The organism is Pseudomonas sp. Irchel 3E13 (assembly GCF_900187455.1).
GTDB lineage: Bacteria > Pseudomonadota > Gammaproteobacteria > Pseudomonadales > Pseudomonadaceae > Aquipseudomonas.
Window position 1 is genome coordinate 23,198 of record NZ_FYDX01000018.1, and the last position, 24,234, is coordinate 47,431.

General features: G+C 61.2%; 36 protein-coding genes and 1 pseudogene. 4 read left to right on the forward strand and 33 right to left on the reverse strand.

What is annotated here, in order from left to right; all coding sequences use genetic code 11:
- Positions 1-71 precede the first annotated feature (71 nt).
- From CKW37_RS26515 to CKW37_RS26570, 12 genes are all read right to left on the reverse strand, one after another.
- Positions 72-296, reverse strand: a complete 225-nt coding sequence (locus tag CKW37_RS26515) for a hypothetical protein (RefSeq protein ID WP_095159157.1) — start codon at positions 294-296, stop codon at positions 72-74.
- Positions 286-489 (reverse strand): hypothetical protein, encoded by a 204-nt coding sequence (locus CKW37_RS26520; RefSeq protein ID WP_095159158.1) that lies wholly within the window; start codon positions 487-489, stop codon positions 286-288. Before CKW37_RS26520 ends, CKW37_RS26515 begins: the two co-directional genes overlap by 11 nt.
- A complete protein-coding gene (locus CKW37_RS26525; RefSeq protein ID WP_095159159.1) occupies positions 486-752 on the reverse strand; it encodes a hypothetical protein in 267 nt (88 codons plus the stop codon). The genes CKW37_RS26520 and CKW37_RS26525 overlap by 4 nt, the downstream gene beginning before the upstream one ends.
- 64 nt (positions 753-816) lie before the next feature.
- Positions 817-1,176, reverse strand: a complete 360-nt coding sequence (locus tag CKW37_RS26530; protein WP_095159160.1) for a hypothetical protein — start codon at positions 1,174-1,176, stop codon at positions 817-819.
- Positions 1,173-1,760 carry a hypothetical protein gene (locus CKW37_RS26535; protein ID WP_095159161.1) on the reverse strand — a complete coding sequence of 196 codons (588 nt, stop codon included), beginning with the start codon at positions 1,758-1,760 and terminating at the stop codon, positions 1,173-1,175. The genes CKW37_RS26530 and CKW37_RS26535 overlap by 4 nt, the downstream gene beginning before the upstream one ends.
- Positions 1,761-1,822: 62 nt before the next feature.
- On the reverse strand, positions 1,823-2,098 hold the full coding sequence (locus tag CKW37_RS26540) for a hypothetical protein (protein WP_095159162.1): 276 nt from the start codon (positions 2,096-2,098) through the stop codon (positions 1,823-1,825).
- Between the two features lie 47 nt (positions 2,099-2,145).
- Positions 2,146-4,869, reverse strand: coding sequence for a toprim domain-containing protein (locus tag CKW37_RS26545; RefSeq protein WP_095159264.1), 2,724 nt, complete (start codon positions 4,867-4,869; stop codon positions 2,146-2,148).
- Positions 4,870-4,880: 11 nt separating this feature from the next.
- Positions 4,881-5,114 (reverse strand): hypothetical protein, encoded by a 234-nt coding sequence (locus tag CKW37_RS26550; protein ID WP_095159163.1) that lies wholly within the window; start codon positions 5,112-5,114, stop codon positions 4,881-4,883.
- Between the two features lie 69 nt (positions 5,115-5,183).
- Entirely contained in the window at positions 5,184-5,558 is a 375-nt protein-coding gene (locus CKW37_RS26555; RefSeq protein ID WP_095159164.1) for a hypothetical protein, read from the reverse strand.
- On the reverse strand, positions 5,555-5,848 hold the full coding sequence (locus CKW37_RS26560; RefSeq protein WP_095159165.1) for an ogr/Delta-like zinc finger family protein: 294 nt from the start codon (positions 5,846-5,848) through the stop codon (positions 5,555-5,557). The genes CKW37_RS26555 and CKW37_RS26560 overlap by 4 nt, the downstream gene beginning before the upstream one ends.
- Positions 5,845-6,318: a YmfL family putative regulatory protein gene (locus tag CKW37_RS26565; protein WP_095159166.1), complete on the reverse strand. Its 474-nt coding sequence runs from the start codon at positions 6,316-6,318 to the stop codon at positions 5,845-5,847. The genes CKW37_RS26560 and CKW37_RS26565 overlap by 4 nt, the downstream gene beginning before the upstream one ends.
- Positions 6,319-6,347: 29 nt before the next feature.
- Positions 6,348-6,560: a DNA-binding protein gene (locus tag CKW37_RS26570; protein WP_095159167.1), complete on the reverse strand. Its 213-nt coding sequence runs from the start codon at positions 6,558-6,560 to the stop codon at positions 6,348-6,350.
- Positions 6,561-6,654: 94 nt separating this feature from the next.
- Here CKW37_RS26570 and CKW37_RS26575 point away from each other — a divergent pair, with 94 nt between their 5' ends.
- The 4 genes from CKW37_RS26575 to CKW37_RS32640 all read left to right on the forward strand — a co-directional run bounded on the left by CKW37_RS26575 (position 6,655) and on the right by CKW37_RS32640 (position 8,686).
- Positions 6,655-6,978: a helix-turn-helix domain-containing protein gene (locus CKW37_RS26575; RefSeq protein WP_095159168.1), complete on the forward strand. Its 324-nt coding sequence runs from the start codon at positions 6,655-6,657 to the stop codon at positions 6,976-6,978.
- 38 nt (positions 6,979-7,016) lie between these two features.
- Positions 7,017-7,487 carry a hypothetical protein gene (locus CKW37_RS26580; RefSeq protein WP_095159169.1) on the forward strand — a complete coding sequence of 157 codons (471 nt, stop codon included), beginning with the start codon at positions 7,017-7,019 and terminating at the stop codon, positions 7,485-7,487.
- Between the two features lie 121 nt (positions 7,488-7,608).
- Positions 7,609-7,737: a hypothetical protein gene (locus CKW37_RS33350; protein WP_256587876.1), complete on the forward strand. Its 129-nt coding sequence runs from the start codon at positions 7,609-7,611 to the stop codon at positions 7,735-7,737.
- 55 nt (positions 7,738-7,792) lie between these two features.
- Positions 7,793-8,686: a hypothetical protein gene (locus tag CKW37_RS32640; protein WP_143502143.1), complete on the forward strand. Its 894-nt coding sequence runs from the start codon at positions 7,793-7,795 to the stop codon at positions 8,684-8,686.
- Positions 8,687-8,951: 265 nt separating this feature from the next.
- Here CKW37_RS32640 and CKW37_RS26590 read toward each other — a convergent pair whose 3' ends face one another.
- The 21 genes and pseudogenes from CKW37_RS26590 to CKW37_RS26685 all read right to left on the reverse strand — a co-directional run bounded on the left by CKW37_RS26590 (position 8,952) and on the right by CKW37_RS26685 (position 24,222).
- Positions 8,952-9,827: a hypothetical protein gene (locus tag CKW37_RS26590; RefSeq protein ID WP_095159171.1), complete on the reverse strand. Its 876-nt coding sequence runs from the start codon at positions 9,825-9,827 to the stop codon at positions 8,952-8,954.
- 203 nt (positions 9,828-10,030) lie between these two features.
- Positions 10,031-11,107 (reverse strand): phage late control D family protein, encoded by a 1,077-nt coding sequence (locus CKW37_RS26595; protein ID WP_095159172.1) that lies wholly within the window; start codon positions 11,105-11,107, stop codon positions 10,031-10,033.
- Positions 11,104-11,547, reverse strand: a complete 444-nt coding sequence (locus tag CKW37_RS26600) for a phage tail protein (protein ID WP_095159173.1) — start codon at positions 11,545-11,547, stop codon at positions 11,104-11,106. The genes CKW37_RS26595 and CKW37_RS26600 overlap by 4 nt, the downstream gene beginning before the upstream one ends.
- A gap of 6 nt (positions 11,548-11,553) precedes the next feature.
- Complete coding sequence (locus CKW37_RS26605; RefSeq protein ID WP_095159174.1) at positions 11,554-14,280, reverse strand: phage tail tape measure protein; 2,727 nt, start codon at positions 14,278-14,280, stop codon at positions 11,554-11,556.
- On the reverse strand, positions 14,273-14,389 hold the full coding sequence (locus tag CKW37_RS26610; RefSeq protein ID WP_095159175.1) for a GpE family phage tail protein: 117 nt from the start codon (positions 14,387-14,389) through the stop codon (positions 14,273-14,275). Before CKW37_RS26610 ends, CKW37_RS26605 begins: the two co-directional genes overlap by 8 nt.
- An 8-nt stretch (positions 14,390-14,397) precedes the next feature.
- The gene (locus CKW37_RS26615) at positions 14,398-14,721 is read right to left on the reverse strand and encodes a phage tail assembly protein (RefSeq protein ID WP_095159176.1); all 324 of its coding nucleotides are present in this window, start codon (positions 14,719-14,721) and stop codon (positions 14,398-14,400) included.
- A gap of 20 nt (positions 14,722-14,741) precedes the next feature.
- Positions 14,742-15,257 (reverse strand): phage major tail tube protein, encoded by a 516-nt coding sequence (locus CKW37_RS26620; RefSeq protein WP_095159177.1) that lies wholly within the window; start codon positions 15,255-15,257, stop codon positions 14,742-14,744.
- A gap of 15 nt (positions 15,258-15,272) precedes the next feature.
- Complete coding sequence (locus tag CKW37_RS26625; RefSeq protein WP_095159178.1) at positions 15,273-16,445, reverse strand: phage tail sheath protein; 1,173 nt, start codon at positions 16,443-16,445, stop codon at positions 15,273-15,275.
- A gap of 88 nt (positions 16,446-16,533) precedes the next feature.
- On the reverse strand, positions 16,534-16,968 hold the full coding sequence (locus tag CKW37_RS26630) for a phage tail assembly chaperone (RefSeq protein ID WP_095159179.1): 435 nt from the start codon (positions 16,966-16,968) through the stop codon (positions 16,534-16,536).
- Between the two features lie 9 nt (positions 16,969-16,977).
- Positions 16,978-18,822, reverse strand: a complete 1,845-nt coding sequence (locus tag CKW37_RS33355; protein WP_095159180.1) for a phage tail protein — start codon at positions 18,820-18,822, stop codon at positions 16,978-16,980.
- On the reverse strand, positions 18,819-19,430 hold the full coding sequence (locus CKW37_RS26640; protein WP_256587877.1) for a phage tail protein I: 612 nt from the start codon (positions 19,428-19,430) through the stop codon (positions 18,819-18,821). Before CKW37_RS26640 ends, CKW37_RS33355 begins: the two co-directional genes overlap by 4 nt.
- Positions 19,427-20,341 carry a baseplate J/gp47 family protein gene (locus tag CKW37_RS26645; RefSeq protein ID WP_095159182.1) on the reverse strand — a complete coding sequence of 305 codons (915 nt, stop codon included), beginning with the start codon at positions 20,339-20,341 and terminating at the stop codon, positions 19,427-19,429. Before CKW37_RS26645 ends, CKW37_RS26640 begins: the two co-directional genes overlap by 4 nt.
- On the reverse strand, positions 20,338-20,682 hold the full coding sequence (locus CKW37_RS26650; RefSeq protein WP_095159183.1) for a GPW/gp25 family protein: 345 nt from the start codon (positions 20,680-20,682) through the stop codon (positions 20,338-20,340). Before CKW37_RS26650 ends, CKW37_RS26645 begins: the two co-directional genes overlap by 4 nt.
- Complete coding sequence (locus CKW37_RS26655; RefSeq protein ID WP_095159265.1) at positions 20,679-21,254, reverse strand: phage baseplate assembly protein V; 576 nt, start codon at positions 21,252-21,254, stop codon at positions 20,679-20,681. Before CKW37_RS26655 ends, CKW37_RS26650 begins: the two co-directional genes overlap by 4 nt.
- Before the next feature lie 61 nt (positions 21,255-21,315).
- Complete coding sequence (locus CKW37_RS26660) at positions 21,316-21,771, reverse strand: phage virion morphogenesis protein (protein WP_095159184.1); 456 nt, start codon at positions 21,769-21,771, stop codon at positions 21,316-21,318.
- Positions 21,764-22,294, reverse strand: coding sequence for a phage tail protein (locus CKW37_RS26665; RefSeq protein WP_095159185.1), 531 nt, complete (start codon positions 22,292-22,294; stop codon positions 21,764-21,766). The genes CKW37_RS26660 and CKW37_RS26665 overlap by 8 nt, the downstream gene beginning before the upstream one ends.
- Entirely contained in the window at positions 22,278-22,547 is a 270-nt protein-coding gene (gene lysC / locus CKW37_RS33070; protein ID WP_218241382.1) for an Rz1-like lysis system protein LysC, read from the reverse strand. The genes CKW37_RS26665 and lysC overlap by 17 nt, the downstream gene beginning before the upstream one ends.
- Positions 22,468-22,839, reverse strand: a pseudogene (locus tag CKW37_RS26670) (LysB family phage lysis regulatory protein); the annotation flags it as partial. The gene lysC and the pseudogene CKW37_RS26670, both read right to left, overlap by 80 nt.
- On the reverse strand, positions 22,836-23,078 hold the full coding sequence (locus CKW37_RS26675; protein WP_095159187.1) for a hypothetical protein: 243 nt from the start codon (positions 23,076-23,078) through the stop codon (positions 22,836-22,838). The pseudogene CKW37_RS26670 and the gene CKW37_RS26675, both read right to left, overlap by 4 nt.
- On the reverse strand, positions 23,075-23,911 hold the full coding sequence (locus tag CKW37_RS26680; protein WP_095159188.1) for an N-acetylmuramidase family protein: 837 nt from the start codon (positions 23,909-23,911) through the stop codon (positions 23,075-23,077). The genes CKW37_RS26675 and CKW37_RS26680 overlap by 4 nt, the downstream gene beginning before the upstream one ends.
- Positions 23,908-24,222 carry a phage holin, lambda family gene (locus CKW37_RS26685; RefSeq protein ID WP_095159189.1) on the reverse strand — a complete coding sequence of 105 codons (315 nt, stop codon included), beginning with the start codon at positions 24,220-24,222 and terminating at the stop codon, positions 23,908-23,910. Before CKW37_RS26685 ends, CKW37_RS26680 begins: the two co-directional genes overlap by 4 nt.
- Between the last annotated feature and the right edge of the window lie 12 nt (positions 24,223-24,234).

A 24,234-nucleotide genomic window follows, 5' to 3' on the forward strand; every position in this document is an offset into this window, starting at 1 on the left:
CTGAGCGGCCATGAATCCGATGCCACTGCAGAATCCGAAGATGACCGCGAGCTTCGCGGCGCTCCGCGGAGTCATTGGTCGCTTCCTGGCTTGTGGCCGGGATGCGTGAAGGTCGTCAAAGTGCTCGGAAGTTCTCGCTGATGTTGCACCAGGAGCGAGGGGTCGAGGTTCAGCTTGCTGGCCAGCCCTTCGGCTGCCTGTCGGGCGCTAACGGTGTTGCTGGCTGTGAGTTTCTGGCCTTTCACCATCGCCACATAAGTACCGGTCGTGTACCGGCAACGGATCTCAACGACCACGGTAGTTTCCTCGTTGTGCCCGTTTGGCCTCGACGTTGGCCATGTAGGTTTCCCACGCAACCGACTTCTGCTCCTGGCGAATCTTGCTGCACTTTCGATGGTCGCCATGGGAGCGCGATCGGTTGCAGATATCGCAATAGTTCGGCAGGTCCAACGAGTGGCTGGCCAACCGTGGGCGGGTCCGTTGGCTCATGCTTTGTCCCCGCAAAGGGCACGCGTGAGTGCGTTCCGCTCACTTGCTGGGGTCAGCTCCGAAACAGCAATTGCGAGTTTCTGCCCGTTCCTGTACCTCACGATGGCAGTGCTGCCAAGCACCTTGACCACGGTAGTCTCTTTGACGCTGAAGTTCACGTTCCGGCCGCGGCTTTGTGCGGAAACGAAAGTGACCTTGTCGCCGGGTTTGAAATCCGGTGTGTTAGCCTTCTCGCCGCTGACTTCTGGGGTTTCTACTTGCATGTGGTTTCTCCTTGGGGTTGGTCGGCGTCGGGGAGTTGCAGCTCCTCGGCGCCACTTATTTCGCTTACTTCAACCGGTACTGCTTGCCGCCCTCGATGACGTAGAACTCCACGTCGCCCAGGGGATAGACGCCGCCCGGACCGCCGTGAACGGCATAGTTGCCGTAGGGCGGGCTACCGACGCGGACCGGGAACAGCCCGTCAGCCTGGTGTGCGTACTCGCTGGTTTTCTTGATCTTTGCGTAGAGCTGCTGACCAGATGGCCCGCAGCCCGCTGGCCCGTGTGCGGCCTCATAGCCCAGCCAGGCCGCGCGGGTTTCGAGGTTGGTGGGCAGGCCATCGACGCCAGTGCTCACGTCGTAACCCCGATCAGTCGCCCATTCCTGGAAGCCCAACTGCAGATTCAGAGCGGTCAGAGTGTTCATGCAGAACCCCCGACCTTCGCGAGACGCGCGGTCTCGTACTCACTGGGCAGAATCTCGGTCGCACCAATGATCCAGCCTGACGTCGGCTTGTCTTCCGCCAATGCCTTTTCGTACCGAGCTTGGTTAATGTCAAAGCCGAGCATGAAATAGGCGGTCCCCTGGTGTTCGAACTTCACGCCGCCGCTGAGCCAAAGGTTTCCGGTGTTGACGCCCAAGCGGTCCCAGTAGGGGGTGATATCCAGCCGTGGCGGGCAGTGCTTATCCCATTGCGCATGCAAGCTCTCATGCTGCGCACGGATCTGGGCACGGTCTTCTTTGCTGGTCCCTTTCTGGATACGGGCGTTGTGACGCAGGCTGCGGAATCCGTGGTCGTCGGGCCGGCGCCAATGGACGTCTAAAGCACCATCGTCCGACAGCTTGATACCGCCGGCGTAGTGCGAGTCGAGATCCCGCATCGAGGCGGCGGCGCCACCGAACACCTTGCCCAGTTCCAGCAGTTGCTGCTGGAACTGGGCCCGTGCCTGGAAGTACTCCTGAATGATCGCCAGAACAGTGGCGTCCTTAGATTTGTAGTAATGCTGCATGTGGTTTTCTCCTTGAGATAACCCGCACCGGGGAGTTGCAGCTCCACCGGCGATCGGGTTGGTTATGGTCTGTCTTGCTGCACGACGTGCAGGACTACCCCTGCGGGAAACCGCCGCCCCCATGTCTGAATGAGGCCGATCAGGTTCGGATGGCACTCATCGATGAACACCTCTTTGGCGCCCCGATAGAGTTGGCGGCTGACCTGACGATGCAGAGCGGTACCGGTGATACATGACCCATTGAGGATCCGGCTTTCCATGCCTTGGGCCGTGGCCATCTCGCGAAGGCACCGGGTTTTGCCCGAGCCGGCGGGACCGGTGATGACGTTGAGTTGCATGTGGTTTCTCCTTGGAGTTGTTCCAGGCGTTGCAGCGCCCGGGCGGTTCAGCCGGCCTTGAAGGTCCAGCACTTGACGGTGGTCGGCCGCAGGTTCGCGGCCGTGGTACGGGTGTTGAATACAGCGCGCACGGCGCTGTCGACGGCGCGGTTGGCGTCGACCAAGGGGCGTGATTTGCTGTTTCGCAGCAGCGTGCGCAGGGCTGTGACGTCGGCCAGCTTTTGCTTGTGCTCGGCCGCGCGCTCGCAGAATTCGTTGAGGTGGATGGCGATCAGTTCCGGGTTCTTGCTGTGGTTCACCACCGGTTCGTCACTGAGCGACTGCAGGTAGTCGAAGACTTCCCAGAACTCGGCCACTTCCTTCGGATCGGAGTTCACCGCGTGCTGACGGGCGATGGCCATGCAGCGCAGCTCCCGCAGAGTGCCTTCGTGCTCGCGGTCGCTCATCGGCACTACCAGGCGCAGTGCGTCGACCAGGGCCATCATCTGGGCGTGGTTTTTGATGATCCGTTCGATACGGATCTCGCGCAGCTCGCGCAGTGCCATTTCGTGGACCTTCACCTGGGCGCGGAACGTCTCCATGACCTTCTGTTCGGCCTTGGCTGCCATCAGCAAAAAGTGGCTCACTTCGCTGGCCTGCAGGTGGTTGAGGTTGTCGGCCGCGGCCCGGCTGTCGCTGGTGACCTCCGGTCGTACGAAATGCAGTTTCACGATCCGGGTAAGGATGGCTTCCGACGCGACGACAGAGGCGTTCTGGCTGAACACCAGGGCGGACCGGAACGGTGGTGCATTGGTGTCGTTGCCGCCGTTCTTCACGCCGGTCAGGCCCAAGCCGCGGCCATTGAACAGCGGCTTGAACTGGTCGAAGTCGAAGGACTTGGCCATGCCGGTTTCAGCGTCGCTCCGGTCCGCTTCCAGCATGACCGTCGGCATTCCCGAGGTCTGGCTCAGCCAGCGGCGCAGGCCGGCCTTGGTCATCTTGATCGGGTCGTCGCCTTCCTCGTCCTGTCGACCGAGCAGCTTCCACAGGAACATCAGCAGCGTGGACTTGCCGGCGCCGGCCTCGCCCGTCACCTCAAGGAACGGGAACGACTGGAACTCAGAGCGGATCTGCTCGGCAAACAGCGAGCCGAACCAGTAGGCGAGGGTGATCACGCCCTGGGTGTGAAAGCAGGTCCAAAGCCACTTGAACCACTCCGGCCGGTAGGCCGAGGCGTCCTGGTTGATCTCCAGCTTGATCGACTTCTGCAGCGTCTTGAGGCGCAGCCCTTTGAATTCGAAATAGTCCTCGGCGTTGGCCTTCTCCAGCACGCCGCCGCGGACCGCCAGATCGCCGAACACGTAGCAGCCGTGTTCTTTGCTGTAGCCGACGTAGTCGATGGTCTTGACGGTCTTCAGCCCGAATAGTTGCTGCTGCATGATCCGGTCGAGCTGGGAGCCACTGCCGGTGAACACTGCGCCGGCGGCCATGCCCAAGAGCCGTTTCTTGAATTCGCTGGCGGCCGCGACCTGGCCACCGGTGAAGGTGTTCAGCACGCTCGGTTCGTCGTGCGGGAAGTCCACCCGGAAGTAGTACCAGGACTCGTCTGTCACCTCGTTGCGTTGGAAGTACAGCGCCTGCGGGTAGCAGTTGGCGATCTCTATGACCATGCCGCACTGACGCATGGCCTTGTCGCGGAGCTGGCGATCGTTCAGCAACTGGTTGTCGTGGCTGTCGGAGTCCTTGAGTTGCTGAATGGCCTTGGTCAGCTTCTCCAGGTCCATCTTGAACCAGTAGAGACGGTTCTCGAACGAGAAGTGAAACTCGTGGCGCTCGCGCCATTCGTACATCAGAACGCCCTTCTCCGACGCGCTTTCCGCCAGCAGCAGGCTGCCGTGGTAGCGAACCTCGCGCAGATCCCGATCGATCCGGTCCTGGCGCTTTTCCTCGTCGAGGAACCCCCAGCGCTGGTGCAGATCGTTCCAATCCACCTTGCGGCCGCGCTGGGGGATTTGTGCGGCCTCAACGGTGAAACCCAGCTCGCGAGCGAGGGCGGCATGCTTGCGGGTGAAGTAGTGCGCGCCCGGCTCGTTGTCCAGGGCCCAGATCAGCTTCGGCAGCTTCTTGCCAGCTTCAGTTCTCTGCTTGGCCAGCGCCTTGAGCGATTCTGCCGGGTAATAGCCCGAGCCCATGGCCGACACCGAGTCGAGGCTGTTATGCAACAACCCGATCGCGTCGAAAATCCCCTCTGTGATCCAGAGTTCGTCCACTTCCAGCAGATCCACGGAAGGTGGGCACCACCAGTAACCTGTTGGCGATTGTCCTGGGGCGAAGCGTGCTTTTTTGTTACCGAACCGATGGGGCTGGTCGATCAGGCGCTCCCAGTAACCACCTTTCTCCAGGACGAAGCGTACCGTAGCGCTGCCGATGCCAAGGTCACGATCCCAGTAGTTCTCTTGGGTGTACCAGCCCTTCACCAGGCCGAGGTCGAAGCCGCGGGCAAACTGCATGTAAGCGTCGGCCGATGCTTTCGGGGATTCAGCGGTCGACGGGTAGCGCTTGCTGTAATCCTCGAACAGATCCTCGAACAGATCTTTGACGTGCCACTGCTCGCCACACTTGCTCTCGCGGCCGCACTTGATGAACCAGGGCTCGTCCTGGCGGGAGTACAACTCTTTCTTCCCGCAGCTCGGACAGGTGCCCTTGCGCAGGTACTGGGTACCGGCCATGGGTTTCAGGCCAAACTCGTCCTGCAGTCGCCGAAGAACTTCGGCGCGCAGTTGTTGCTCCATCGGCTTGCGGTTCACTGCGAGCGCTCCGCCAGGCACTTCTCCAACTCGCGCCGGGTCCGTGAGATCCCGGCCAGGTGCGGCACGTCCTTCATCACCAGCGGTGCACGTTCTCCGCAAGGGACATTCCTGTAACGATCGGAATACCAGACGTCGGCCATGGTCGTGCTGAACTGGCTGTTGAGCCATTGCAGGTAGTGCTGTGCCTGCTCCTGGTTCAGCTCCAGGTGAATGGTGATTTTGGTCATAACGGCCACCAATAAAGTGCAGTTTCCCCTTACCCACGCGGTGCGGGCACGGTTCGGGGGAGATTCGGGTTACTTCGAAGTGTTGCGAGGGTTCTGCTGCAGGCGGGCCGGCAAGTAGCGCGCCGGCACCTGGTGCCGCTGTTGCGTCTGCGTATCCAGGAACCACAGCGTCGGCCGGAAGGCCCCGCTGGCCGGGTGAACCCCGAGGAGGGTCAGCCGCTTGGTGGTCATCCCTTCGAACTCGGATACGGCCAGCTCGGCGATCCGCTGCACCAGGTGCGCGGGTACCTCCAGCGACTGGGCCAGGAAGCGGGTGCAGTTCTGCAGCACCTGGTCGTCACCCGTCAGGTGTTCACCGCGGTGACGCAATAGGAACGCAACAGCGGCCTCCTGCATGGCGGCGCGGTAGTCATTGGTGGGGTTCTCGGTGAGTGCGACGTTCATACGGGTACGACCTCCATTTCCAGTTGATCCAGCAAATCCGGGTGATCGTCGGCGGTTTTCATCGCCAGCCGCTTCATAGCGATCGGCGCCACCGGCAACTTGACCGTGGGGTTGGCCATGCCGCTCGGGCTCATTTCGTGGGTCATTTCGAACTGGGCGCGCACGGACCAGCCGCAGGCCTCGTTCACGCACTGCAGATAGGCAATGCGCAGGAAAATGTGTGTGCCTTCGCTGGTGCGGATGCGCATCTTGGCGCTGCAGTGAGGGCAGATGAGTTTGTAGGTGCTCAATGCTTCGGCCCTTTGCTGTGCAGTTGGATCGTGGCCAGTACTTCGGCAGAGCGTGCGGCCAGATAGCGGGCATGCGCCTGTAGGATCTCTGTGGCTTCCTCGGGCTCGATGACGCCATCGTCCAGGGCCTTGGAGATGATCTGGTCGACTACACCGCGCTTGGCGTCGGTCTTGACCGAGCGCCGGTACAGTTCGACGTTGTCCAGGGGCTCGGTGATCGCCAGTGGTACGAACATGCCGCCGTACACATGGGCGATGAACTCCGGCAGGTAAGTGGTACCGGCTTGGCTTTCGAGTTGGTGGATCTGGTCGTATGTCAGCGGCTGGCTGCCAGCGTTCTCGTACATGCGGTTGTCGAACTGCTTGAGCTTGTAGCCGAGGCGGGTAGCGGCAGACTCACGACCACCGGGAAATGCGGCGACGACGGCGCTCATGACCTGGCGCAGGGTCTCTAGAACGGGACGTTTCATGTTCTGGTTTCCTCCTTGAGCCAGGGGGCTTAGCTTGCCGCTTCGGTTTGCTTAATGCCGAGTAGCACGGCAGCTCGGTGGGCCTCGCCGCGAAGGCACTTCTTCTGGCCGTTCAGAACCGCATAAACGGTGGAGGGACTGAGGTCATGCTTGATGGCCCATTCCTTCGCCGAGATTCCTTGCTTGGCCAAGCGCTCGCGGGCTGCCCGGCACGCTTGCTCGGTAGGGGTGCTGTTCGGCATAGTCTCGATTCGTGTGATTTAGTGTGATTTCGTGTGATTGCATGACGATTATTTCCCTCGATTGTGGGATTGTCAATCGTCTATGGAGACATTTGTGGGAATTGGCGATCGCCTGAAGGAAGAGCGTGAGCGTTTGGGGTTAAACCAGACGGACTTCGCGGCCCTCGCTGGTGCCTCGAAAAACACGCAGTACAACTACGAAAAAGGCGAACGTAGCCCAGACGCCAACTACCTCTTAGCCGCAGCGGTGCAAGGGGTCGACGTGCTCTATGTATTGACGGGGGGCCGCGCGCCGGCTCCTGGAGAAGGATTCAGCGGTGAGGAGGTCGAGCTAGTGAATCGCTATCGGCGTATGTCGGCGGAAGGGCGGGCCACGCTGAACAGCGTCAGTGAGGCGCTGGCCACATTCAAAGGATAAACGGCGGCCATCCGGCCGCGATTACAGGGAGTAACACCATGCAAGTCGTCGGGAAATTTGTCGGAAAAGTCATCGCCTCGGTCGTGTTGACCATCGCTGCGGCTGGTGCCTGGGCATCTGAATTCCAGGACAAGGCCGAGCGGATTTTTTCCCCTTCGGTCATCGAGTCGTTGAGCGAGTCAGGAGCCAACGGGAAGATCTCATTCAAGATCCCGGAACGCGTGCCGGACTACTTCGAATCAGGGGACAAGACCAACAAGGTCTTCGCTATCGAATCTGCCCGTCTGTTCCGTGATTTCCCCAGCTTGAAGCGATTGACGTTGAAAATCCCTACTGCCCAGGGCACCCAGGTTCTGGATATCTCCCGAGCTGATATCGAGAAGTACTATGGCGTTGATCTGGCAGCCATGAATGGCAATCCTGGTGCCTGGCGTGACGACTTCATTCAGCAGCACGATACAAAAAGTTCGCGCGCAGACTTCGTTAAACGTTTTGTGAGCACGCAGTAACGCGCAGTAATTTTTTCCATTTTGATGCTGGTGGCACACGAAATCATGCAGAAAATAGGTGACTCCCCGGGCGTTTAGTACGGAGCCATGAAGGCCCCGAGCGCTCGGTAATGGAGTTTACATGAGCCAGAAACTTTCATTTTGCAGGGATTTCATTCGAGTGATTTGGTTGTATCAGCGTCGAGATATTGAACAGCGTGGTCATATTTTGAAGATTCTTGAAGCTTACGAAAAACAATCTAAGCGTTAATTTGTGCCCCGGCAGAGTTTTGTCGGGGTTCGCTCTCAGTTTGGGATACTATTCCATGGTGACTAATAAAAGTGATGGTGGCCATAAACACCTAATCCAGACTCGGGTGTTTTGGATAGCTCTGCTCGTACCTCTGACCTTCGGCGCTGCGTTGGCAGTTGCAATATATTGTTCGGAGGGGACGCTGCACTGGTGCGCGACAGCTGACTGTGTTCAGCTTTTCTTTACGTTGTATAAATTCCCTATTGCTATATGTGGAGTTTCCTTACCACTGGTCGCAATGGTGGCAGCTATTCATCGTTCGAAAGAAGCTGCTCTCCAGATCAGTAATGCTCAACGTCAATATGATGAGGCAGTGCTGAATAATCGGTTTGGCAATTACTTGAAACACCGAGAGGGATTCGAGAAGACGCTGGATTCACTAGTCAAAAGAGAGAATGAAAGCGGGCTTAGAAATATCGGTATATCAAGTACAAAACTATATGAACACCTATATCCTGATAGTGGTTTCAATAATCCTCACTGGCTGGGTCGCCACAATGAAGTTTTCATGGCTGAGCTGAATCATCATCATGATATTATTTTGGAAGAGTTTGCGCGCGCATCTGGGGAGCTTGATTTTATTCGCATGATGAGTTCTTTGGCTGTGATAAGTAAGAAACTTTGTGTTGGTTATGAACCTCAGCAGTATGCAGGTTTTAAAACGGTTGATGGAAAACAGAAATCTGTTGTCGTTCCTGCTGGCTTGAAACCATCGTTTGCGATCGGTGCGGCGGTGGTGGATGTTTTAGGGGTTTACTTGCATGTGCGCGGGTATTGTGGGTTTAGAAGGGCTTATGAACTTGACGATTATAATGGCAAGGTGTTCATACAAAACATAGGGGTGATGGCTGATAAGTACGAGCTCCGCCAGCCTATAAATCTATTTGAGGGTTCAGAAAAAAAATAATCTGTATCAGCTGTGTTAGTCTAAGTTTTCTCGACCGAAAAAGGGGACGGATTTAGTTTCTACTGTTTGTGCGCCCCCCCTTCCTGCCCCTTTCTGTTTAAGGCGCTAGATCGTGTGAGCTGGTTATTTTGGCGAAGAGCTGGACATCAGAAGCGTAATGTCTTACTCATCCTTGAACCCTATGAGCAGCAAAGTCACAGGTTATCTTGATGCCTTCTCATCAGGCAGGTTGCACAGCCCTGGAGGTGATTCCAGGGCTTTTCGGTTAGTTGAAAATTTTGGGCCCGAACATACTAAGGTCGTGCTCAAATGCCTCAATTGTTCCGGACTTGGCTGCTCGCTGAGGGTTTTTTCTAATTGAAGCGTCAATCATTTTTTGCTGCGATGGGGACATCGTTTTATAAGTTTCAGCGATCTGCTCTGCTTTGGCAAATATATAATCGCCAACTCCGCTTGGGAATGTGTACTTTCTAGGTTTCAATATCCCATCTCCGAGAGCTACTCGGCTACTCCGCATTTCTTTCGCTTCAGGATGCCCAGTCAATCCCATCAAGATGAAACCGGGAAGCTTAGTGAAGATGATCATATTTTCCGTATTGGAGACTATGTCCATCTGCATGGTTCTTAACAGGTATCTGTTAATGTTTTTGGGGAGGTTGGTCATATCACTAGAAGCGATGCCTTCAACTGGATAGAGGTGTTGCTCGTATTCTCCCAGATTTGTAGATTTTCCGAGGAGGTAGTCGGCGAGAGCATTTTCCGCTGCGGTAGCTTTTTCCTCAGTATCACTATCGGCAGCTGGATTTACACTTCTGACGTATGTAAGGGTTCTCCAGCTCAGCGAGGCGCAAAATTTTGCCAGCCAATCTCCATATCTTGCTGTGTCATTTTTTTTGTCAACCATTGGGTAAAATATCTTGTTTGCGAATTCTCTCTCCCATCCAGAGAATAATTGTTCGCATTCGCCACATAGCCAATACTCTTTGGCGATGTCTTGGGAGCGTTTATTTATGCTGTGGTTCATTCTTATGTAGCCAGTGGCAGAGGTCTCCTTTACCCACTTGCCAACAAATTTCGGTATGAAATGGCTTAGACGAAGCTCTGTTTCTGATTTACAGAGTTTACAGATACCTACCGGCATGGAGCTTTTCCCATCCTGATGTGAGATTTAAGAAAAATCGTTCCCATTGAGTACCAGTGCTGTCAATCTATTTCCAGTTTTACCGCATATTTTGGCCCTATGCTCCCGTATCGAACACGCGTTTCATACGCTCAGACGTGAGTCAACTCGCTGGGTGAATCGTTTTTTGCCCTATCAGTGTGAACCGGTTCCTCGGTACTCGCTCACAATCTCCTCTCGCTCTCCTCGGGTAGCTTGCTTTCCAGCTCTAGGCTCATGGTGTAGCCGGCATCGGCCGTCAGGCTGTGCACTACGTTGCCGCCATACCAGGTGATCGAATCGATCTCTGGCTTGATCCCTCGCAACGTGTATGTCAGCTCCGGAATTAACTCCGGACGGCCCTTGGCCAGGTTGTAGCTGAGCGTTGCACTCCCGCGCTCCAGGCGGTTCAGCTCCGATCGAGCCGCGCGCAGCGCTGATTCCCGGTCGCTGTACGTGTGTCGCAAGTCCTTCAGCTTGTCACCACTGCCGGCGATCGCCTCCTGTTTCTTGGTGCTACCCACGTCGTAGTAGTAGGCCTTCGCTCCGGTGAAGCTGTCCCGATCCGCCTGCAGGAAGCGATGGCCATCGCCGTCCTGGCGGGTGAGTGTGATGTGAGGCAGGGCCTTCCCGCTGGCGGTCTTGCCACCGCCGGCAGGCAGGCAGACCAGGCAGCCGGACTTCACGCTGATCATCGCGTCGTAGGTCTTTCCCAGGCGGGTGATCAGGTTCGCGTCCGACTCGTTGGCCTGGTCCAGGTGTTTGATCGCTTGCTCCTGCAGGGCGGGCGATATGCTGGTCTTGAGACCGTTACCGGCGGCGATATCGCCCAAGACCTTGCCCAGCGTTGTCCCGTCCCAACTGCGTTCGCGCTTGGTCTTGAGCCCGCCGCGCAGATCCGCCGATCGGGCGCGAATGCTGAGCACGTCCGGCGCGCCGCTGTGCTCGGTTTCGTCAACCGTGTAGGTGCCTTTGTCGACCAGTCCGGTATCGCTCCAGCCGAGCCAGAGCCGCACGGTCGCGCCCTTTGGCGGGATGGCCAGCAGCCCATCGTGGTCGCTCAGGGTAATGCTGAGCTGGTCAGCCTCGATCCCGCGGTTGTCGGTGAGCTGGAGGCTGATCAGCCGCGGGGCGACCATGCGTGCGATGTCTTTGCCGTCGACCGTCAGGCGGAAGCCTGGTACCGAGTAGGCGGTGTCGCGGCGGAGGTTTTCGCGCACGTCCCGTAGATAGGCCGCGTTCTGGTCCTGTTCGGTGGTCATCGGATGAGCGTCCTGAGGATGTCCGAGTTGCTCCGGTCCCTGGCGCCGACCAGGTCCGCCCGGCCGTCGTCGACGCGCTTCAGGGCCAGGTTGAATTCGATGCGGCGAGCCGTCCCGTCCTGAAAGAAGAGGGTTTGGGTCTCGCTGAGGCTCTCGATCACGAACACCCCGTACAGCCGGCCCGTGCCGTCCAGCAGCGACCAGCTCTTGCCGGTGTTGCCCATCGCGCGCAGCTCGTCAAGGCAGATGACCTGTCCGGCCAGCTCCGGGAGCAGGATGCCGGGGAGGGTGATTGTATCGTCTCCCCGGCCGACGAACTGGAGAGCCGGCTGCGCGTTGACGCGGTTGCTCGAGGCGTGGCGCCAATTGGTCTGGCGCTGCAGCTCCTGGTACGCGAGCGTGTTGAGGCTGAAAACGAACATGCCCAGGGCGAGCATCATGTGTGGTTACTCCGAATCGGAAAGTCGGCTGCGCTGGCGGGCGGACTTCTCGCGATCGCGGCGATCCAGCTCGGCACTGACTGCGCGGGCGATCGCCTGCGGGTCCATTCCAGGCGCAGGGTGGATGTTGATGTTCACGACGTCATGGCTGTCGTAGCTCGCCGCCGGCGCCGACGCGATCGGTGGCCTATCGTCGACCGCGATCGCCGGCGCGGTAGTGACGGCCAGGCTGGCAGCAATTGCGGCCGCGCCCAGTTGCTTGCCCAGCCCGGGACGATCGCTCGGCGGTCGGGCGGTGACCAGGTCGGCGGCAGCACGGACCGGTGACTCCTGGGCGAGGGTCGGTACCGGCGGTTTGATATCGATGCCGGTGGAGGTCAACTGCTGGCTGATCCGGTTCATCGCGTCCAGGGGCAACTTGGCGCCGGCGTCGAGGCCCTGGGCCAGGCCCTCGGTGGTGAAACCGCCCAGCTCGGCGAACACGCGCGACGGGCTGTGGATGCCCAGCTTTTCCTTGAACCAGCCGATCGCCCCGTCGCCCAGGCTGCTCACGGCGTCCTTCACCATGCCCAGCCCAGACGTGAGGCCGTTGACCAGGCCGTTCACGATCATGCTGCCGAACTCAGTGAATCGCATTGGCAGATCCAGCCCCAGGTAATTCAGGACGCCGGCGAACGCCTGATAGATCAGCCCCATGGGATTGAAGTTGATCAGCACGCTCAGGATGCCCGTGATGCCACCGCTGAAACCGGCCTTGATCTCCGCCCAGGCGTTGATGAAGTAAGCCTTCACGGCGTCCCAGTTCTGGTAGATCAGGTAGGCCGCGCCGGCGAGAGCCACCACGACTGCCGCGATCGCCAAGGCGACGGGGTTCGCCGTTAGCCCCCAGAGTGCCGTGCCGACAACGCGAATAGCCGTCAGCAATCCGCCCTTCATCACGCCGGCCAGCTTGCCCAGTGTGGGCGCGAGGATGGCGCTCCTCACTCCGAACATGGTCATGCCGTACCGAATCATGGCAAATGGGCCGAGCATGCTGGCGAGCGCGACTGTTAGAGCGCCCATGCCGCCGATCAGGACCGCAACGGCTGCTGCGCCCTTGGCGATCTTCGAGGCCAGCTCCGGGTTGGCTGCGATCCACTCGCGGACCGAACCCAGCACGGCGGTCACCTGCTGCACCAAGTCACGCAGGGCGCCGTTCTCCCCATCCATCAGCGAGCCGATCAGCCCGGCCCAGGCGCCGGTCAGCTTATCCAGGTCGCCCGACAGGTTGTCCCGCAACGCGCTGCCCATCTTGCCGGCAGCGCCGCCGAAGTCGCCCAGGGCTTTGGTACCACCGTTGAGCTTTTCCAGGAACGCCGGGATCTGGTCGACCGACAGGTCTTCAACCGGTGTGCCGAACAGCGCGATCGCTGCGTTGGCGCGCTCAGCCGGATCCTTGATTTTCTGGAGCGCCTTGGCGGTCTTGAGGATCGCGTCGCGCGCACCCGGTCCGCCCTTCGCGATCGCCGACGACATTTTCTCTGCGTCGAGGCCGATCGAGGCGTAGGCCTCCCGGCTCGTTTTCGACAGGTCGGAGCCGCGAATGGAGAATTCCTTGATCGCATCGCCAGTCTTGTCCAGGGCGAATTTGCCCTGTTTCGCCTGTTCCACCAGCAGGTTCATTGCCTCGGCGCCGCTGAATCCCATCCCGCGGAAGTGCGTCGAGTACTCATGCAGGATCTCGGGGATCTCGCCACGCATTTGCTGGGGGATCTTCTGCAGGCCGGCGGTCAGCAGGTCGAACGCCTCGGTGCTGTCCTTGGCCAGGCCGTTCTGCATCATGATGCCGACCGTCTGCATGGCCTCGGCGACGTCGATGCCCATTACTTTCGAGAGGTCCAGCGCCTTGCGCGCCGCGGACTCCAGTTCCTTGTCTGCAACAGGGCCCAGTGCCGACAGTGTGCTCTTGGCCGCGCCAACGGCTGTGGAGATCTCCCCGATGTCGGTGCTCAGGCCGTCGGTGCGCATGCTGCTGATCATTGCCTTGTACTGATCGGAGCGGCTCGCGTCTTCACCGTTCTGTGCCGCGATCATCGAGCCCTGGTGACCGACCTCGACCTGGGGCGCCACAAGAGTGGCACCGGTCGCGATCAGCCCTCCGGACGTGGCCACGCCTGCAGCGCCAGTGGCGACCATCGCGCCCGCTCGCGCCTGTGATCGCTCCAGCCTCCCGCGTGCTTGGGCCGCTCGCTCCTGGAGGGCCGCCAACCGTCGAAGCCTGGCCTCCTGGTCGCGCATGACCTGGTTCGCCCGCTCCATCTCCTCCCTGAGCCTGGCCGAGTGCTGATTGAGTCGTCGGGTATCGATGCCTGCTTCGCCCAGGCGCTGACGCAGCCCCTGGAGCGCTTGCTGCTCTTGCTCGTGCTTGCGCTTCAGTTCTGCCGCCGCGCGGATCGCGGCCTGGAACTCGGCATTCATCTGTTGCGTGGGGTTGGCAGTCGCCGCCATCTGCCGAGCCATCTGCTTGACGCGCTCGCGCGCTGCGTCGAAAGATTGGGATGTCTGCCTGGCCTGCGTGCTCTGCTGCCGCCAGCCAGCGATGTCGCGCTGCTGGGTGTTCAACTCGCGAAGGCGCTGACGCGCAGCTTGAATGCTGCGCGCGGCCTCCTGGCTGCCGGCCTGGATCTGTCGCAGAGGCGCGGATGCGTTGTTGATCGCGTTGAGCACCACACGAAGGCGCAGATCGTCAGCCATTGTTGCTACTCCGGACGCGCGCCCGCTCGCGCCATTCCATCAGTTCCTTCAGTGAAAGGCGGTCCATGTCGGCGGGCGCCCAGTGGAAAACCACGGCCAGGTCGGCCATGGCGTCTTCTACGCAACGAGCGATGCGTCCGTCTTCGTCCGCTTCTGCAGCAAAAAACCGATGACCTTCGTGCCGATCGCGACCAAGTCTGCCGGGTCCAGCTTGCTGGCTTCGAACTCGTTGAGGGAGGTGATGCGGGGGATCAGCTTGATGAGGCTGGCTACGTCGAGCTGCAGCAGCTCGGACAGGTTCAGGCCGCGCAGTTCGCCGGAGGTCGGTTTGCGTAGCGTCACCTGGTCGATCTCGGTGTTGCCGCGCTTCACGGGGGTATCCAGCAGTACCAGGTTGTCGTCCTGGGTGACGGGCATTACTTCGTTTTCGTGGGCTTTCATAAGGACTCCAGGAGTGTGGGTCAGATACCGAGGGCACGGCGCTGCTCTGCGAGCATGTCGACGCCGTTGATGATTTCGATGAAGTTCAGGAGATCGATCTCGACGACGGTTTCGCCGTTCACGATCAGCTTGTAGTAGCTGCAGGTGGTGGTGACCTTATGCTCGGTGTCTTCGCCCGGGGTGGCCTCGCCACCGTCCAGGGTCTCGTGCCGGCCGCGGACTACTACCTCGACGCTGGTGTATTCGCCGGTGTCGTCCTGCTGATAGCTGCCGGTCCAGCGCAGCATGACCCCGGCAGCGCTGATGGCGCCGAACTGGTGCAGGCTGATCAGGTCAAGCCCGCCGAGGGTGTATTCCACCTGCAGGCCATCGTCGGAGAAGCCCAAGTCGGCCTTCACCGGCCCGTTCATACCGCCACCGCGGTACGACTCCATCTTGCGGGCGAGCACCGGCAAGGTGACCGACTTGCTGACGCCGAGGTAGCTGTTGGCGTCGTTGAACAGGTTCATGTTCTTGAGTTTGCGGGGCATGCCCATGGGCGTGGTCTCCGGTTATGCGTTGATGCGGCTGGCGAAGTCCACAAGGTAGCGATCGGTGATGCGCTGCCGGAGGGTCAGGTCTTCGAGCGGCGGCACGGGGGTGTAGTCGTAGTCGATGAACAGCTTGCCGGCCTTGAGGGTGTCCTTGTCGTTTGCGGTCTCGTCGTACCAGGCGCTGCCGCCGATGATGTAGCCGGCGGCGGTCAGCTCGCGGAACTTGGCGTTGATGCCTTCGAGGATGTCGCGGATCAGGGAGGCGTGCATCGGCTTGTCGATGGCCCACAAGTGGGCCTCGGCCATCGTGTCAGCCAAGACGTGGGCGGTCCGGGTGTAGTTCTCGAACGCGAACAGCGGGTCGTCGGTGCAAGTCCGGCTGCCCCAGAAGCGGAAGCCGCCCTGGTTGATCAGCGTGGTGACTTCGTTCTCGTTGAGGTAGCCAGCGTCGGTGGCGGGGTTCTGCAGGTCCCAGAAGACGTCTGCGCTGATGCCGGTCACGCCATTTACGGGGATGTTCGACAGGGTTTTGTGCCAGCCAACGTCTTGGTCCAGCTTCGCGCGCAGGCCCAAGGCTACGGCCACGGCCGGGGCGGTGAGGGTGCTGTCGGTGGCAGTGCTCCAGGCTTCGAAGTCCGGCCAGATCACCATCACCTCGCGGGCGCCGAAGTTCTCGCGGTAGGCGACGGCTTCTTCCTTGGTCTTGCAGCCGTCAGCGCGGACGTATGCGAACGCACGCAGTTGCTGGGCGATCGCGACCAAGGCGGTGGCCACCGGTAGGGTGTCAAGGCCTGGCACGCCGAGGATGCGCGGGGTGACCTTGAGCCTGGTCTTCGCGGCCAGTAGTGCTTTCATACCGGTGTACTTGCCGTCAGCGGTGGTGGTGCCGATCAGGTTGCTCGCGGTCTCGGCGTCGTCGGCGCCGGTGGCCACACGGACCACGACGGTGACGGGTTTGGTCTGGTCAGCGATCGCCTGGAGGCTTGCTGCAAGGGTGCCGGTGGTACCGGCCTTGCCGATCGCGGCCTGGACGTTGGTGAGCAGAACGGGAGTGTCGAGCGGGAATGCCGTGGCGTCGGCGTCGTCTGCAGTGCAGACCAGGCCGACGACGGCGGTGGAAACTGTGCGGATCGGGCGGGTGCCCTCGTTGATTTCGAGGACGCGCACGCCGTGGTGGTATTCGCCGGCCATTGGTGGATGCCTGTGCAGTGGGATGACACTGCACAGGCTGCCGCGCGCGTGATCGTGAATCGAGGGTCGGGACCTGTAGCGGCGCTTGCTACAGGGGGAGTGCCGGTTGGTCCTGGAGCCAGCCGGGCGACGCAGGGCGCTGTTCGACGCTTGGAAACTCGGTCCCCGATGGCCAATCGCGTAGCGCCTGGCGGTAGGTCAGCAGTTCGATGAACTGCTCGGCGGTCAACGTCGGGCTCTGCTCCAACTCGATCTGCTCGCGGTGCCGGGTGACGATCCACTCATTGCGTGCCAGCTCGGCATCGCGCCAGGCTCGCTCCCGATCTCTAAGCAAATCGTCGCTTGGTGGTGCCGGATCGACGATCGCTGGCTTGCCGTTCTTGCCTGGCTGAATGATCTGCCCGGCCGCGCCGGCGTCGATCAACTCCTGGTGGCGCGACAGCGTGATCTCGATGCCGCCATTGTCCGACAGCCCGAAGTGGTACCGGCCATCAGCCTCAACCCATTTTGCCCAAATACTCATGTTCACTCCTCAGAAGCCGATGGCTAGCCAGCGGATATAAGCCGAACCGGCGAATGAGGTCGCCGTGCCAATGTCTTCGCGCCGCGACTGAAAGCCTGTTGCCGTGAGTAGCCGCGCCTGGGTGACGACGGTTGATTGCACAAGTGCGGGGCCTTCGTGGGTCAGCATGCTTACGCACACCGGGATGATGTTAAAGCCGACGGGAAAGGTGACAGAAGTTTCCGTGTCTGCAGTGTTCGCCGCGTGCACGCCCCACTGGATCATCAGACCACCGAGCCAGCTCGGAAACACGATTGTGTTGTTGCCGTTGCCGCCGCCCTTCGAGAAGTAGAAGCCGAAACGCATCTTCCCTGCCGTCACGAAGTTGCTGTCGCCGGTTCCATTGTCGACCTCGGCCTGCGTCGCGGCGCCGCCGATCAGCAGCGGTTGGCCATTCCATTTCAGCGTGCCGAGGGCGTCCATGATGAGTCGCCCGGTCGTTTTGCCGAGCCAATGAAACCCCACGGCCGGTGCGTAGTTATCGGCACTTTGGGCATTGCCTACCTGCCCCGCTTCCCGAATCTGAATGGCGGATGCGTCGTAGCCAAGTCCGCTCTGGACCGCCGCCAGGATTGGCACCTGCTGGCTGACACTTCCCACCACCAAGGCTTTATCCTTGTCAGCCTTGTTACCCAACGTTGAGTCGATCACGACCGCGGTGTAGGTATCTGTGATTCCGTAGCCGGCGAGTGTTGTAGCCTTGTCTGCTTTGTTGCTGAACTTCGTATCGATCACCGTGGCGGTGTAGGTATCCGTTATGCCGTAGTGGCCGAGGGTGATGCCCCAGTTTGCTTTGCCGGACAGGAACCCGTCGATCTGTGGTGCCGTGTAGGCGTTGTTGATTCCGTAGCCGGCGAGAGTTGTAGCTTTATCTGCTTTGGTGTTCAGTGCGGTGTTGATTTGGGCCTGAGTGTACGAGGTCGCTTCGGTGAGCAGTTCCTTGCCGTTCCACTTCAGCAGCCCGGCAGCGCTCATGAACAATCGTCCCGACACTTTGCCAAGCCAGTTGAAGCCCACGGCGGGGCCGAACCCGTCAGCACTTTGGGCATCCCCGACTTGCCCACCTTCACGGATCTGTATGGCGGACGCTTCATAGCCTGAGCCACTTTGGTTCGCGGCCAGGACCGGCACTTGCTGGCTGACCTCTCCTACCACCAGGGCTTTGTCTTTGTCGGCTTTGCGAACAAGAGCCGCATCCATCACTGTCTTTGTGTAAGCGTCCCGGATGTCGTACCCGGCTAGCGTCGTCGGGTTATAGCCTTGGAGGACGACGCCGCGCTTATCGATCTTGACTTGGGTAAAGACGCCGTCAGTTTTGGTTGGAGGCAACACGTCCAGGATCTTGTTATCGACATATTCGCGTGTTGCGAGCACTACGGATGGGTCGATTTTCAACTGGACGTTCGCGGTACTGGTGACGATCAGGTTCAGACGTACGACCTGCGTCTTTCCGGTGCCCTGGCTGAGCAATGGCTTGAAGCTCGGTGCGCAGTTGGCCACCGCGACAAGGTCCCCGGCCGCGTCATAGAGTCCGATCTCGCGAATCCACCAGCCACCGACGTCCGGTGGGATCACCTGCTCGGCGATGATGATGCTCGCGTTGCCGGGGTCAACCTTGACGGTGTTCAGCGGCGCCCGGCGTCGTTCGTTGATGAGGCGTGTCTGCAGGCGATCCGGGATCGGGTCCGCGCCATTGGCATCGCCCACGCCCATCTGGGCGAATGTCCAGGGCACGCCCAGGGCGTCGGCGTTGGCCTGCTTGGCCTCGCCCACCGCAGTGAGGATCGCGAAGAACTGGCTGTTCTGGTCAGTCATGGGTAAACGTCCAGGGTTTCGATGGTGTGGGCGCGCCCGGTCAGGCCGAGGGCGCCAGTGACGACGATGTCCCGCGCAAGCGGCGGGTACACGTCAATTTCTTCGCCGTCGGTCAGCGCCGCGGCCAGCCGGAGGTATCCGGAGGTGGCGAGGGTGATGGCCAGGCCGGTCAGGTGGCGGGTCAAGGGCTTGGCGTCGTCAATCAGCCAGCTCAGTTCGTCGTACATCTCGTCGGTAATACCGGTATCGAGTACGCCGATCTTGAGTGCAAAGGTGCCAGGCACGCCCAGCGGTACCGTGTCGAACCACTCAACGACCTCAATCAAATAGCCCAAAGGCTCGACGACGCGCCGCAGGGAGCCAATCGTCCCTTTCCTTGTATGGATCAGGAACGCCGAGCGGATCGCCCGACGCTTCGCCGCCTCGGGCCAGCCGCTGTCCCAGCGATCGACGGAAAACGCCCATGCCAGGTACGGCAACAGCTCAAGCGGGCAGCGGTCCGGATTGACCAACTCGCGCATCGGGATGGGCACACGCTGGATCTGCCCCAAGGCCTCGGCCGCCAGGCGCTCCAGTTGTGTGGCGTTGCCGGGCAGCAGCGACGTCACGATGCTGCCCCGGCCGCCAGTTCGATGGCGGTGCAGTAAGGGGCTTGGGCTGGGGTTGCGTTGATGTCCTGCCATGCATCCAGCTCGACCTTGCGTACACCCTCGACGTGCAGTGCTGCGTGGATGGCCGACTGCGACACTTGCAGGCCGAGCCGGCGCCGCTTGTGGACGTAGGTCTCCAGCTTCTGCCGGGCCGCTGTGAGAATGGGCTCGGACTCAGGGCCAGGCGTGCTGAGGAAGAGCTTGGCCTTGATCTGGTAACGCAGGATCTCCGCGCCCTGGACAACGAGCCGGTCAGCCACCGGCCGGCGGTCTTCATCATTGAGATAAGCGAACACAGTTTCCAGCAGGGCATGGTCGGCAGCGCCGTCGCCGGCGGTCGACTGGACGGTGACCACGGCCACCGCCGGCGACGGGCTAACCGCCGAGGCGTCGGCAACTCGGCCGTTCGCGTTCCGGGCGTGGAAAATGTAGGCGTTGCGGGGGCCGGCAGTGCTCAGACCTTCGAATGCCATTTGCGCTCGCTCGCGCAGGCTGTCGTCGCTTTCCAGCTCTTCGACGATCGGCGGGATGGCCTTCGGCGCCGCTGCGCGAATCACCAGACGTTTGACGTTGTAGTTCGCCGCGATCTGGTCCAGGTCCTGGCCCTTGGCGGTGCTGAGCATTGTGGCTTGGGCGGCTTCGTTGACCCGCTGCCGCAAGACCACTTCCCGGTAGGTGTTCTCCTGCAGGAGCTTGGTCAGGGGTTCCGACTCAAGCTCCAGCCGGCCTGCGATTTCGGCCTGCTGATCCGCTGGCCAGAGGCCAATCATGTAGGCCTTCCGCTCCTGCAGGATCACTTCGTAGTCGATCTGCTCGACCACGGCCGGCGCCGGCAGGAGGCTGAAATCGATGGGAGTGAAAGTGTTCATGCGCTGGCCCCGAGCTGCAGTGGAATGGCGAGGTTGAACGGTTGGTTGCTGTCGACCAGAACGCCGTCAAGATCCAGCTCGGCCCGGCCGGACAAGTCGACCAGGAAGAACTGCACGCGCGACAGCCGAATCCGCGGCTCCCAATTCATCAGCGCCATGGCCGTGGCGGCGAACAGGCGCAGACGGGTGGCCTCGTTCTGGGGCTGGTCGATCAGCTCTGGCAGGAGGCTGCCGTATTCGCGGCGGGCAATGCGGGTGCCGATGCGGGTGGTGAGGATGTCCTGCACCGACTGTTTGATGTGCTCCAACTCGGTCAGGCTGCTGCCGTTCTGGCGGTTCATGGCAGCGGCTTCCCGCTCTGGCCCGAGCCCGGCATGACGCCGCCGTGCGGGTGCTGTACCAGGCTGACGCCGGCGGCGAGCACGTCTTGGCTCACGGTCACTGTCCCGGTGACGGTCTGGTTGCCGGTCTGGGTGTAATCGCCTTCGTGAGTGATCGGGCCAACAATCTTGATGCCGCCGGGGCTGACAAGGTTGGTGGTACCACCGCCCGGCAAAGTGGCATTGAGGTGATGGGCGATGCTGTCGTACTCGATCACGGCGCCGTCACGGTACGTCCGGCGGTGCAGGCCGGCACGGTCGCCATTGGCGGGGATCGCGTCGCTGTAGATACCGGTGATCGCCACGGCGTTGGCAAGCTGGCCGCTGGGGGAGATCAGGAGCACTTGCTCCCCCTCGGTCGGGGGATCCCACTCAATGTCGGCGCCGGCGCGCAGGGCCAGCCAGGGCAGCATGGCCGTGACCAGGTCGCCGGTCTTCACGGATACGCGGGGCGGCACATGCTGCACTGCGGCAATTGTGCCGAAGCGGATCATGTTTTCGAGTAGTCGGGATAGGGTGGCGAGATCGTTCATGGCGCCGATGGTCGCGCCATGCTCGCGTGCGCGCAGCACGGGGGGCTTGTAAAAGCGGGGGCTACAGGGACAGGTGGTCGATCAGCGCGGCGCGGATAAGGTCGTGATCGGCGTCGGTCAGGCCGAGGATCTCGCGCCGTTCGTACAGCGCAGTCGGGCCGCGGGGCTCTACCCGGTCGCGCAGACCGTCCTGGTGCACACGGGCAATCCGCGCAACGCGCCCGGTGAAACCGACCGTGGCGAGGCTCTTGTCGCCGCGTGCTTTCATGTAGCTGGCGGCGCGCAGCTTCTGGAACATCTTGGCCTTGCGCTTCACCCGGCCCTGCTTTTCTCGCAGCTTGGCGGGCTTGCGCGGAGCGAACGGCGTGCCGTCCGGGTTGCGCTGGGCGTTGACCCGCTGTTGCTGGGAGCGACGGAGCTGCTGGGCGATCGACCTGGCCAGCTTCGCGCGCTCGGGCGCGGCGATGCGCTGCAGGAGGGGATTGATCCAAGTGTCGAGCGATTCAAGGTCAGCCATGGTGTTGTGGCCGCTTCGGGTGCGGGCTGGCCAGGGCCATGCCGTCGGGCGCCGCCGGCGGCTGGTAGGTGGTCACCTGATCGTCATTGACGTAGATCTCGATCGGACCGTGCGGTTCATACATCTCGTACCCCCGATCAGCCGGGTGGCTGACGTCGTATTTGCCCTGGTCGTTGAGCTTGACGACGACGCGCTCGGTCAGCGGCAGGCTGATGCTCATGTCCACTTTGCTGCCATCCAGGATATCGACTTCGAATTTCAGCCCTTCCTTCGACTTGTCGAGGTTGGCCAGCAGCTCGGACTGGTTCACCCGCAGCCAGCCCAGAATCGGCAACATCACAGTGTCTGGGTGTCCCGCGAAGTCGGTGAGGATGAGCTGCAGGCTGTACTCGTACTCGAATGACAGGGACGTGGCGGCTGTGCAACGGACCTTGCCGTTGTCGATGAAGACCAGCAGCCGATCGGGGTCAAGATCCGGAACGGCGGCGAGCAGGTGGGCGCGCAGGCTATCGGGTTTGTTCATCGATGTTCACCTGGTGCTGATAGATGCGGTCGACCTGGGCGGCACATTCGGCCCAGGCCTGTTCGACCAGGTCCTGGTCATTGAGCAGGGTTCCGTTGTCCGCCGGTGCCGTCGCCGGCAGCACGCACGGCACTACCGCGGGACAGCCAGTCACGATAAGCGTCGGCGCCGGTGAGGGCGGGACGCTCGCGCAGCCGGCGAGCAGCAGGAGGCAAAGGCTGGTCAGCCCAGGTACGGAGTTGGTCGTTTTCACGCTTGAGGTCCTCGATCTGGTGGCGGCGATCGGCCAGGCCAATGCGCAGCTCGCCGAGAAGCTGGAGCTGTTGGGCCTGGGTTTCGCGCTCGCGGTTAAGGGTCTGTTCCAGTTCGGTGGCAGTGGCTAGGTTCTGGCGGGCTTCGCCCTGGGCGGTTTTGACTTGGTCCTCGAGGAGTTGCTTGGTCTCGCCCGCTGCGTTCAGGAGCTGGTGCAGCGCGAGCGACCAGAGGCCGGCGCCGGCAGCGACGATCAGCGCGCCGGCCAGTGCAGTGGTGCGGATGGAGATCATTTGCGGTACCAGCCGGCAACGTTCATTGCCGCTTCGTCCAGGATCTCCAGATCACCGCAGATCACTAGTGGAGGCACCGCCATCACCTGTTTAAGCGCATCTGCCATTTTCTGGCATTGATCGATCGGAGTGCCCGCTGGCAGGAGCACGGCACTGCATCCAGTGGGCGAAAGCCTGGTCATGCGCCGGATCAGTTCGCCGTATGGGAAGCGTTCAGTTTCCTGCTCCGCGTTGCTCATGCAGCCACCTGCCCGCAGCCGCAGTCCTGGTACCGCTCAAAAGCGCGCTGTAGCTTGACGTCGTAGAGGTTTCGCTTGTAGTCCGGGCCGTTGTAAAGACTGGCCACGGTCGCCCATTTCAGGGCCTTGAGCGCCTTGTGCAACGCCGGCTCCGTCTCGATGAAGCGGACGAAGGCCTCCAGTTGATCGGCTTCGCTATGGGACATCGCCGCGACGAAGTCCTGCACGCTGGCGTAGCCCAGGCGCTGCCACCAGAAGCCCATCACCTGGAACGCGCCCCAGGACGCAGATTCTAGCGCGGCGGTCTCGTCGAGCTGGCGGGCGCTGGCCATGCGCTGGTGCTCTGCGGTACCGCCGGAGTAGCCGCCAGGCTTAGGGTTGACCAGTGCTGGGAACTGACCAGCGAGGTGATCGGCGCGCTTCTGCAGTTCGCCCTGGTCGACCTCGGCGCCGTGGGCGACTTGCAGTTGGCGGTACATGATGTGCCGCTCGAAGAGGATTACCGGTTTTCCGTTGTCCAGGAAGCCGCGGCCCTTGGACTCGACTTCATTCAGGGCATAGACCGCAGCTACCGGCACGCCGAGCCGCTGGGCGGCCTTGGCCAGGTCCGCACCCTTCAGCAGCAGTTGGCAGTTGGCACCGCTCAGGCTGGCCAGCGTCTTGGGACCCGCGACGCCGTCGTCAACCAGGCCGACGCGGCGCTGGTACGCGGCGAGAGCCTTTTCGGTTTCGTCGCCGAAGTGGCCGTCGTCCACCAGTTTGGCGCCTTGGGAATTGAGTTTACGCTGCAGGTCGCGGACCGCCTGCGAGCGGTCACCGTGGCGAAGGGTCATAGCGTCCTCTCCTTGCGGGTGAAGGTTTTCTTGGCGGCGGCACGCACAAACTCGATGCCGAGCAGGCCGATCAGCCCACCGAAGAACGGCGCGGCAGTGAGCGGGATACCAATGAGCGACAGCCCGTGGCTTGCCGAAAGAGCAACGAAACCGCACAGAGGCGCTTCGATGACCAACTGGCGGAGCTTTCCGCCGCCGTAGACCACTCGCAGGGCGGCGATGAGGGCGGCGAGCAGACCTGCATACAGGCCGGGCCAGTTGTGTTCGAACCATGCGGCCAGGAAGGCCCAGGTTTCGGGACGGTCAGGCATGTGCGTTCTTCC

Coding starts and splice junctions, on each gene's coding strand:
- CKW37_RS26680 (WP_095159188.1), bottom strand. CDS start 23,911: ATGACCCTTCGCCACGGTGACCGCTCGCAGGCGGTCCGCGACCTGCAG.
- CKW37_RS32640 (WP_143502143.1), top strand. CDS start 7,793: ATGGTGACTAATAAAAGTGATGGTGGCCATAAACACCTAATCCAGACT.
- CKW37_RS26595 (WP_095159172.1), bottom strand. CDS start 11,107: ATGACCACCGAACAGGACCAGAACGCGGCCTATCTACGGGACGTGCGC.
- CKW37_RS26535 (WP_095159161.1), bottom strand. CDS start 1,760: ATGCAGCATTACTACAAATCTAAGGACGCCACTGTTCTGGCGATCATT.
- CKW37_RS26685 (WP_095159189.1), bottom strand. CDS start 24,222: ATGCCTGACCGTCCCGAAACCTGGGCCTTCCTGGCCGCATGGTTCGAA.
- CKW37_RS26625 (WP_095159178.1), bottom strand. CDS start 16,445: ATGGCCGGCGAATACCACCACGGCGTGCGCGTCCTCGAAATCAACGAG.
- CKW37_RS26525 (WP_095159159.1), bottom strand. CDS start 752: ATGCAAGTAGAAACCCCAGAAGTCAGCGGCGAGAAGGCTAACACACCG.
- CKW37_RS26645 (WP_095159182.1), bottom strand. CDS start 20,341: ATGAACACTTTCACTCCCATCGATTTCAGCCTCCTGCCGGCGCCGGCC.
- CKW37_RS26660 (WP_095159184.1), bottom strand. CDS start 21,771: ATGGCTGACCTTGAATCGCTCGACACTTGGATCAATCCCCTCCTGCAG.
- CKW37_RS26620 (WP_095159177.1), bottom strand. CDS start 15,257: ATGGGCATGCCCCGCAAACTCAAGAACATGAACCTGTTCAACGACGCC.
- CKW37_RS33355 (WP_095159180.1), bottom strand. CDS start 18,822: ATGACTGACCAGAACAGCCAGTTCTTCGCGATCCTCACTGCGGTGGGC.
- CKW37_RS26540 (WP_095159162.1), bottom strand. CDS start 2,098: ATGCAACTCAACGTCATCACCGGTCCCGCCGGCTCGGGCAAAACCCGG.
- CKW37_RS26530 (WP_095159160.1), bottom strand. CDS start 1,176: ATGAACACTCTGACCGCTCTGAATCTGCAGTTGGGCTTCCAGGAATGG.
- CKW37_RS26600 (WP_095159173.1), bottom strand. CDS start 11,547: ATGATGCTCGCCCTGGGCATGTTCGTTTTCAGCCTCAACACGCTCGCG.
- CKW37_RS26630 (WP_095159179.1), bottom strand. CDS start 16,968: ATGAGTATTTGGGCAAAATGGGTTGAGGCTGATGGCCGGTACCACTTC.
- CKW37_RS26665 (WP_095159185.1), bottom strand. CDS start 22,294: ATGAACAAACCCGATAGCCTGCGCGCCCACCTGCTCGCCGCCGTTCCG.
- CKW37_RS26520 (WP_095159158.1), bottom strand. CDS start 489: ATGAGCCAACGGACCCGCCCACGGTTGGCCAGCCACTCGTTGGACCTG.
- CKW37_RS26565 (WP_095159166.1), bottom strand. CDS start 6,318: ATGAAACGTCCCGTTCTAGAGACCCTGCGCCAGGTCATGAGCGCCGTC.
- CKW37_RS26650 (WP_095159183.1), bottom strand. CDS start 20,682: ATGAACCGCCAGAACGGCAGCAGCCTGACCGAGTTGGAGCACATCAAA.
- CKW37_RS26605 (WP_095159174.1), bottom strand. CDS start 14,280: ATGGCTGACGATCTGCGCCTTCGTGTGGTGCTCAACGCGATCAACAAC.
- CKW37_RS26570 (WP_095159167.1), bottom strand. CDS start 6,560: ATGCCGAACAGCACCCCTACCGAGCAAGCGTGCCGGGCAGCCCGCGAG.
- CKW37_RS26615 (WP_095159176.1), bottom strand. CDS start 14,721: ATGAAAGCCCACGAAAACGAAGTAATGCCCGTCACCCAGGACGACAAC.
- CKW37_RS26675 (WP_095159187.1), bottom strand. CDS start 23,078: ATGAGCAACGCGGAGCAGGAAACTGAACGCTTCCCATACGGCGAACTG.
- CKW37_RS33350 (WP_256587876.1), top strand. CDS start 7,609: ATGAGCCAGAAACTTTCATTTTGCAGGGATTTCATTCGAGTGATTTGG.
- CKW37_RS26555 (WP_095159164.1), bottom strand. CDS start 5,558: ATGAACGTCGCACTCACCGAGAACCCCACCAATGACTACCGCGCCGCC.
- CKW37_RS26590 (WP_095159171.1), bottom strand. CDS start 9,827: ATGCCGGTAGGTATCTGTAAACTCTGTAAATCAGAAACAGAGCTTCGT.
- CKW37_RS26580 (WP_095159169.1), top strand. CDS start 7,017: ATGCAAGTCGTCGGGAAATTTGTCGGAAAAGTCATCGCCTCGGTCGTG.
- CKW37_RS26550 (WP_095159163.1), bottom strand. CDS start 5,114: ATGACCAAAATCACCATTCACCTGGAGCTGAACCAGGAGCAGGCACAG.
- CKW37_RS26655 (WP_095159265.1), bottom strand. CDS start 21,254: ATGAACGATCTCGCCACCCTATCCCGACTACTCGAAAACATGATCCGC.
- CKW37_RS26610 (WP_095159175.1), bottom strand. CDS start 14,389: ATGGCCGACCTGGCCGTGGTTTTCCACTGGGCGCCCGCCGACATGGAC.
- CKW37_RS26545 (WP_095159264.1), bottom strand. CDS start 4,869: ATGGAGCAACAACTGCGCGCCGAAGTTCTTCGGCGACTGCAGGACGAG.